The 6,000-nt window shown below is 66.5% G+C and carries 10 protein-coding genes; 8 read left to right on the forward strand and 2 right to left on the reverse strand.

The window, feature by feature from the left end:
• Positions 1-104 precede the first annotated feature (104 nt).
• From ACYQ77_RS41740 to ACYQ77_RS41750, 3 genes are read left to right on the forward strand one after another with little or no spacing between them, the layout of a single operon-like run.
• On the forward strand, positions 105-566 hold the full coding sequence (locus tag ACYQ77_RS41740; protein WP_459722626.1) for a glycine-rich domain-containing protein: 462 nt from the start codon (positions 105-107) through the stop codon (positions 564-566).
• Between the two features lie 8 nt (positions 567-574).
• Positions 575-1,477 (forward strand): phosphotransferase family protein, encoded by a 903-nt coding sequence (locus ACYQ77_RS41745; protein ID WP_459722628.1) that lies wholly within the window; start codon positions 575-577, stop codon positions 1,475-1,477.
• Positions 1,478-1,512: 35 nt separating this feature from the next.
• On the forward strand, positions 1,513-1,641 hold the full coding sequence (locus ACYQ77_RS41750) for a hypothetical protein (protein WP_459722630.1): 129 nt from the start codon (positions 1,513-1,515) through the stop codon (positions 1,639-1,641).
• Between the two features lie 432 nt (positions 1,642-2,073).
• On the opposite strand, the gene ACYQ77_RS41755 is transcribed toward ACYQ77_RS41750, so the two are convergent.
• Positions 2,074-2,295, reverse strand: a complete 222-nt coding sequence (locus ACYQ77_RS41755) for a DUF397 domain-containing protein (RefSeq protein WP_459722632.1) — start codon at positions 2,293-2,295, stop codon at positions 2,074-2,076.
• Positions 2,296-2,305: 10 nt separating this feature from the next.
• Complete coding sequence (locus tag ACYQ77_RS41760; RefSeq protein WP_459722633.1) at positions 2,306-3,088, reverse strand: DUF5753 domain-containing protein; 783 nt, start codon at positions 3,086-3,088, stop codon at positions 2,306-2,308.
• A 78-nt stretch (positions 3,089-3,166) separates the two neighbouring features.
• On the opposite strand from ACYQ77_RS41760, the gene ACYQ77_RS41765 reads away from it, so the two are divergent.
• The 5 genes from ACYQ77_RS41765 to ACYQ77_RS41785 all read left to right on the forward strand — a co-directional run bounded on the left by ACYQ77_RS41765 (position 3,167) and on the right by ACYQ77_RS41785 (position 5,807).
• The gene (locus ACYQ77_RS41765; RefSeq protein WP_459722636.1) at positions 3,167-3,454 is read left to right on the forward strand and encodes a hypothetical protein; all 288 of its coding nucleotides are present in this window, start codon (positions 3,167-3,169) and stop codon (positions 3,452-3,454) included.
• 9 nt (positions 3,455-3,463) lie between these two features.
• Positions 3,464-4,027, forward strand: a complete 564-nt coding sequence (locus ACYQ77_RS41770) for a helix-turn-helix domain-containing protein (RefSeq protein ID WP_459722638.1) — start codon at positions 3,464-3,466, stop codon at positions 4,025-4,027.
• Positions 4,027-5,016, forward strand: a complete 990-nt coding sequence (locus ACYQ77_RS41775; RefSeq protein ID WP_459722641.1) for a helix-turn-helix domain-containing protein — start codon at positions 4,027-4,029, stop codon at positions 5,014-5,016. Before ACYQ77_RS41770 ends, ACYQ77_RS41775 begins: the two co-directional genes overlap by 1 nt.
• An 82-nt stretch (positions 5,017-5,098) precedes the next feature.
• A complete protein-coding gene (locus tag ACYQ77_RS41780) occupies positions 5,099-5,407 on the forward strand; it encodes a hypothetical protein (RefSeq protein WP_459722644.1) in 309 nt (102 codons plus the stop codon).
• 256 nt (positions 5,408-5,663) lie between these two features.
• The gene (locus ACYQ77_RS41785) at positions 5,664-5,807 is read left to right on the forward strand and encodes a hypothetical protein (RefSeq protein WP_459722646.1); all 144 of its coding nucleotides are present in this window, start codon (positions 5,664-5,666) and stop codon (positions 5,805-5,807) included.
• Positions 5,808-6,000: the final 193 nt, after the last annotated feature.

Here is a 6,000-nt window from a genome sequence, read left to right on the forward strand (position 1 = left end):
TCGGTCACCGGATGTCGAATCTGCCCCGACATTCCCCGGGCCGCCCCGCGCTACCCTGCCGCTCGGCCTCCCCACCAACCCGGCCAGGCAGCACGGTGGACCCCATGACCACGACGCTGACCACCCGCACGGGCCGGGCCCTGGTTCCTTCCATGCTGTTCGACCGGCTCGTGCGGCGGACCGTCGCCGACGATCACCTTGACCAGGACCTCGCCGAACGTGTCGTCGATCAGGCGCTCGCGTTCCTCGCGGCCTGCGCCCGCAACACCTCGGCACCACTCGCGCCGAGCGAACTCGTGGACCTCGGCTGGCACGCGTTCCTGCTCCACACCCGCGACTACGCCGGGTTCTGCGAGGACATCGCGGGCCGGTTCCTCCACCACGTCCCGATCGAACCCGACGCGGTGGGTGCTCCGGAGTCCGCGCGCGACACGATCAGGCGCACCATCGAGGCCATCGAGAACGCCGGGTTCACCGTCGACCCCGACCTGTGGCCGCACGCGGATGCCGCCGACTGCACCGGCTGTCACAATGGCTGCCACGACGACCCGCCGCCCGCTAGGTAGAGGAACCGATGCCCCGCAGCACCTGGCAGGACCTCCCGGCGGCAGTGCGCGCAGCGATCGAACACGAAACCGGCACCGTCCTGCGGACCGAAAGCCCGACCGCCGGACGGAACTCCGACTTCTCCGCCACCCTGCACACGACGGCCGGGCCGGTGTTCTGCAAAGCCATCGCCGACGCCGAGGGCAGCAGAGGGCACATACACCGGCGGGAGATCGCGGTGAACCCGTGGCTACCCCGCAGCGTGGCGCCGCGCCTGCGCTGGCACACAGAGGCCGAGGGCTGGCTCGTGCTCGGCTTCGACCACGTGCCCGGTGAGCACGCCGACCTCTCCCCTGCCTCGCCCGATCTGAACGCGGTGGCCACCACGGTCACCAACCTGGCCGGCTCGCTGGCCCAGTGCCCGGTCGAGGCACCACGCCTCGCCGAACAGTGGGAACGGCTCTCCGCGTGGCGACGGATGCGGCCCCGCCCCGACATCCACCTGGACGAATGGACGGCCGACCACCTCGACGAGCTGTGCGACTGGGAGGCACGAGCGGTCGAACTCGCCGACCGCGACAGCCTCGTCCACACCGACCTGCACTCGTACAACATCCTGGTCAGCGCTGACCGTGCGCAGGTCGTGGACTGGGCATGGTCCCGGACCGGAGCCGCCGCCATCGACGTCGCGTTCCTCATCGCCCGGCTGGTCGCGGCCGGTCACCCACCGGCCGCGGCCGAACACTGGGCAAACGACCTAGCCGTCTGGCGCGCGACGCCACCCGCCGCGAAGACGGCCTACGCGGTCGCCATCTGGGGCATCTGGACGTACAAGAACACCGAACAGCCCCGCCCACTCTGGGACACACTCATCCCCGCAGCATGCGCGTGGGCGCGCCATCGACTGCAGACGACGCGCGTCAGCGCGTGACCGAGACGAGGAAGGTACTCCACGCGCGAAGGGGGATGAATTGCCCACCGACTCCCCATGCAGCGAGTCCGGCACTGGCCTTCGAGGACTACCTGCGGTCGATCGGCGACGAGAAGCTCGTCATCGACATGCTCGTCGGCGACCTGCAGCGCGTCGCCGAGTAGGAAGCTCGGTTTCGCGACCGAGTAGACCGTGCCCGACGACGTCCTGGCCGCCTACGACCGGCTCCTCAGCGCGGGCTACACCAGCCTTCTCCTGCGATGACCGCACACTGCGTGACCTGCGCGATCCACCAGCCCAATCTGTTCCCTAGTATGAGCACGCTGCGCAAGGTCGCCGAGGCGGACATCTGGATCGTCCTGGACGATCGCCGCGACGACCAGTGTCGCACGCGGCTCGCCCGGCTCGCCGACGAGACACAGCAGCAGTAGCTCAGTCTCTCGGTCCGACGGCCATCCGGCCGGGCGAGCCTCATCGATGAGGTGGTCGTCCTCGACCAGGAGACCAACGCACGGCGCGTCATCAAACTCGTCGAGCAGTACTACCGGCTGGCACCCATGGCGATGACCGGATCCTCAGGAGTACTCACGGAAGTATCACCAGTTCTTGGCGAGCGCAAGCAGCCCGGCCAACGGCACCTCGAGGTGGCCACCGTCCGGGTTCTTGCTGTCCCGGATAGCACCAGTGGTGTCGGCGTACGCCAACTCAACGCAGTTGCTTTCGGCGCTGCGACTGCTTTTCCTCCATGCCAGCTCGACACAGTCACCATCGCCGCTGTAGCTGCTCTTCCGCCACGGCTCGAACGCTGTCTCGTTCACGGTCGTCGCCTCACTCTCGGTCCAGATCACGCGCGATGGACTCGAGCAGGTTCAGCGACCCTGGCTGGTCGAGCGCGAGATCTGTCAGCCTCTCCGCCCTCAGCCTATAGTCCGCGACCTTGTCCGGATCGTCGAGGAAGAGCCCTGTGGTGGTGTCCTCGACATGTACGACGGTTGGGTCGTTGGCGAACTCCAAGATGATGAACTGGCCGAGCAGACCCGGATGCTCGGCTACTTCGGCTGGCAGCACCTGAATCGTGATGTTCGGACGTTCTGCCAGGTCGATGAGGTGTCCGACCTGCTTACGCATCACCCTCGGCCCACCGATCGGCTGCCGGAGGCCCAGCTCAGTCAGGATCCAATGGAGCTGCGGTGGGTTACGCCTGGTCAAGATGGCTTGCCGACGCATACGCAGACCAACCAACGGCTCCAACTCCTCGTCGTTGTCGCTCATACGCGATGCGGCCAGAACGGCATGCGCATAGTCGGGCGTCTGGGCGAGCCCTGGTACCAGCATGAACCCGAAGTCGACGATCTTGGTCGCCTTCTGCTCGAAGTTGAGGAAGTTGCGGCTCTGCTCTGTCGACGTCGTGCTCTCTAGCATGTCCGGTTGGTCCGGACGGCGAGCTCGCTCGATCATCTGCTCGCGCTCGATCCCGAAGACCTCAAGAACCGTCAAGATCGAAGCGATGTCTTCGCTTGTCGGCTCCTGCTTGCCGTGACCGCCGACCCAATGCACGCCGAGACCTTCGCCCTCGGCCTCGCCCGCTGCTCCCTCGCCTTCGCCAGCCACTGCCGATACCTGATCGGCGACGCCCGCGGCTGGCCAAGCAACTTCGAAGACACCGAACCGACGATGTAAGGAACGACCGTGACCGAATTCCTGAACACAGACGAATACGTCAAGGTGAATCGCAACTGTCCGATCCGGACTGATCTGCATCCTGCTGACAACTTCGTGGAGATCACTTTCGGCGATGACCGCTCCGGCGAGAGCACGCTACGGCTGGTCGTCGCCCACCCGGACACCCTCCTCCGCATGAGCGAAGCCATCGGCACAGCCCACGTCAAACTCGTCAAACACCTGGACGGGAAGCCGGACACCGAACCCACCCCGTCCGAAGAGGACGTGACCACGTGGACACGTACCGGGAGCTGAACAACGACCATGGCGGCGTACACCCGAGTCCATACGAGAGAGGTCACCGACAAGGCGATCTCACGAGCGGTCGGGGAGGAACTCCGCCGTGCCCGCGAAGCGGGCGGCTGGACACGTAGCGACTTCGTCGCCCGCCTGCCGTCAGGCATCGGCGATCGGACGCTCCTCTCCTATGAACACGGCACCCGGCACCTCACCGTCCTTCGCCTCATCGAACTGTGCGACACGATGGGTGTCCCGGCGCCCACGCTGCTGAACCAGGCCCTCCAACGCGCCCGCATCCACCTCCACAACCTGGCACTGCAAATCGATCTGCACCACCTGCTGACCGACAGGAACCACAAGTTCCTCCCCCTGGCCCGGTGGGCACGCAACAAGCTGATCCAGCACCCCGACGGCATCGTGGAACTACCCGCATCATCAGTACGAGAACTGGCCACCTTCATCGGCTGCCCCCACCGCGAACTGGCCACCTACCTCGCCAAGTTCATCCCCAAACAGCCCCACGACCTCGGCATCGAACCAGCCGCCTCACGCCCCGGCGTGGCCAGCACAGCAGCAACAAGCAACTGATGCGCGTCGGACCCCGGGCCACACGCCACGCTGTGCCAGGCAGGCGGCAACACAACCCACAGCGATCCGCTCAGCCCGGCTCGGCAAGGTGCCGCGGCGTCGGGGTGTTGTGGCGGCAAGGACAAGATCGAAACGGAGAGCAGGTAGTGCGCGGCACACGCAGGGAACCGAGGCCACGGAACCGGCGCATCGGAGTTCGCCTCCGGGTGATCAGGACACAGCGGACCGGCCTTTCCTTGGAGGAGGCTGCGACGTTGCTGGGCTGGTCCCCGTCGACGCTCTCCCGCACAGAGAACGGCCTCCGGGAAATCACCACCGAGGAGGTCGCGACCATGGTGACGGCCTACCGGCTGCCCGCAGCCGAACGCGCGGAGATCATCGAGGACGCGCGTGCCACCAACTCGGCAGGATGGTGGGACCGCCCCCTACCCGGAGTGCCCGAGGAGATGGGCGTGCTGGCGAGCCACACGGCGGAAGCGAACAGCCTCACCGACTGGGCCGTGACACTGGTTCCGGGCCTCCTGCAAATCGAGCCCTATGCGATGGCGCTGTGGTCATCCGATGGAGTCAGTGAGACAGAGGCACAGCTCCGCTGGGCCGCAAGGAAGCAGCGGCAGAGGATCCTCGGCAACGTCGACTACACCGCGTTCATCCACGAGGCAGCGCTGTACGTCCCGTTCGGCGGCCGAGACGGCCACCTCGAGCAACTGCAGCACCTGGCCCGAGCGCGCGACCGTGGCGTCGCGATCCGCGTCGTGCCAAGACGGTTGGCCTACGCTGGGATCAGCCACAGTTGGCTGTACATGACGTTCCCGAACAAGTCACCGATAGTGAGCATCGAGGTGTCCGGAGGGAGCGTGTACCTGTTCGATGATCAAGCCAAGCCCTACGCGGAGAGACTGGGCCTGTTGAACCGGCTGGCTCTGTCCAGCATGGAAAGCACAGCGCTACTGCGATCACTCGTGAGGAGGTTCGACGACGTCGCGTGAGTGCCGCGGTGTTGGTCACGTCGGCCCATCAGCCGCGGAAGAGCCTGATACGCGAGTACCGTTCGGGTATGAGGTGGTTCTGATGTGGACCGTGGTCGGTCTGGAACTCCACGGCGTGCGGCGACCGGTGTTCTACTCCAACGACCAGCAGAGAGCCCTGACGGCGGCGGGGTCGACGGAGTCCACTGTGGTCGCCGACCCCTCGGCTTTCGGCCCGCGCCCGTCCGGCCGCCTCGGCGGGGACGGGGAGCATCCAGTCGACCAAGCATGCCGGGCCGAACTGAACGCGGAGCTGGCGGCCTATCTCGCGGCGGGCGAGGAACCACTGCCGCCGCGATGCCTTCAAGGGTTTCCGCTGGTTCGCGGCGCGCCAGATGATGGGAGAAGGTGAGTGGCATCTGACCAGCTCGCGGCCTCCGTGCGCCGCGCACGTGCGCCGCGCAAGTGGCTTCTTTCCACTAGCTCCCAGGTGATCCGCGGGAGGCTGACTCGCCTTGAGCACGCCAAGCAGGTGGGCTGGAGCGTTCGCAGCCCCCGCGCACCGCACGACCGTTTCGTGCAGTCGCCATTCTGAATCCAGCACGCCTCCTGCTGGGCAGCGAGCCGTAATCGCGACGAGCCGCGGTGGCCCGAGCAGACCTGATCGCATGCAGTTGCCGTCGCTTGGTCAGCGTTCTCGCGAGGCGCGACTGAGTTCACTGCATGCTGACGCGGTGGTAAGGGAAGCTGAGCAGTTCGATGCGCTGCTTGCCGAGGCGCAGGGGATCGAGGACGGTCGGCCGGACCGCTGACGGAAGATCGTGGCGGCATGAGCAGTCTCGTCGCACCGCTGTCGGTGATGACCGGCGGTGGCACGTCCCATTCTCGATGATCGTCAGCCGGGTATTCTGCCCGCGTGAAGCCAGCCAGTGACGAGCTGACCCCAGACGGCGGCGAGGACCTCGCTCCACGCCCGCACGTCGAGCAACTCCTGTCGATCCACAT

This window comes from Actinophytocola sp. KF-1 (genome assembly GCF_054661535.1).

Bases quoted from the DNA above. Each gene is read 5' to 3' on its own strand.
- ACYQ77_RS41740 (WP_459722626.1), top strand. From the start codon at position 105: ATGACCACGACGCTGACCACCCGCACGGGCCGGGCCCTGGTTCCTTCC.
- ACYQ77_RS41745 (WP_459722628.1), top strand. From the start codon at position 575: ATGCCCCGCAGCACCTGGCAGGACCTCCCGGCGGCAGTGCGCGCAGCG.
- ACYQ77_RS41750 (WP_459722630.1), top strand. From the start codon at position 1,513: ATGAATTGCCCACCGACTCCCCATGCAGCGAGTCCGGCACTGGCCTTC.
- ACYQ77_RS41770 (WP_459722638.1), top strand. From the start codon at position 3,464: ATGGCGGCGTACACCCGAGTCCATACGAGAGAGGTCACCGACAAGGCG.
- ACYQ77_RS41775 (WP_459722641.1), top strand. From the start codon at position 4,027: ATGCGCGTCGGACCCCGGGCCACACGCCACGCTGTGCCAGGCAGGCGG.
- ACYQ77_RS41780 (WP_459722644.1), top strand. From the start codon at position 5,099: ATGTGGACCGTGGTCGGTCTGGAACTCCACGGCGTGCGGCGACCGGTG.
- ACYQ77_RS41785 (WP_459722646.1), top strand. From the start codon at position 5,664: ATGCAGTTGCCGTCGCTTGGTCAGCGTTCTCGCGAGGCGCGACTGAGT.